The sequence below is a fragment of the Stenotrophomonas sp. YIM B06876 genome (assembly GCF_030711595.1).
Lineage (GTDB): Bacteria > Pseudomonadota > Gammaproteobacteria > Xanthomonadales > Xanthomonadaceae > Stenotrophomonas.
Window position 1 is genome coordinate 319 of record NZ_JAUJUJ010000409.1, and the last position, 398, is coordinate 716.

Annotated in this window: 1 protein-coding gene; it reads right to left on the minus strand. The window is 64.6% G+C overall.

Features of this window, described 5'->3' with window-relative positions:
- Nucleotides 1–79: 79 nt before the first annotated feature.
- Nucleotides 80–397 (minus strand): DUF1304 domain-containing protein, encoded by a 318-nt coding sequence (locus QZH66_RS17620; RefSeq protein ID WP_305807120.1) that lies wholly within the window; start codon nt 395–397, stop codon nt 80–82.
- Nucleotide 398: the final 1 nt, after the last annotated feature.

The window sequence follows — 398 nt, forward strand, 5'->3', positions numbered from 1 at the left end:
ATTCCATTTCTAAATCCAACGTGCACTTTGTCGGACTGCCTTGCCGTGCTCCTGCACTGTCTGCGGCAGTCCTTCGCGTTCACGCTGGATTGAAAAATGGAGTGAGCCACAGCAGTGCCAGCCCGATGGCGGCGGGAACGGCCTGGATGAACAGGATCTTGCGGCTCGCCGTGGCGGCGCCGTAGAGGCCAGCCACCAGTACGCACAGCAAAAAGAAAGCCTTCACCGCGCCGCCCGCGGGCCCCAGGGCCAGGCCCCAGAACAGGCCGGCGGCCAGAAAGCCGTTATACAGCCCCTGGTTGGCGGCCAGCACCTTTGTCGCAGCGGCCTGCTCGTGCGTTTGCCCGAAGGCGCGCAGCCCGGCGGGCTTGTCCCACAGGAACATCTCCAGCACCAGG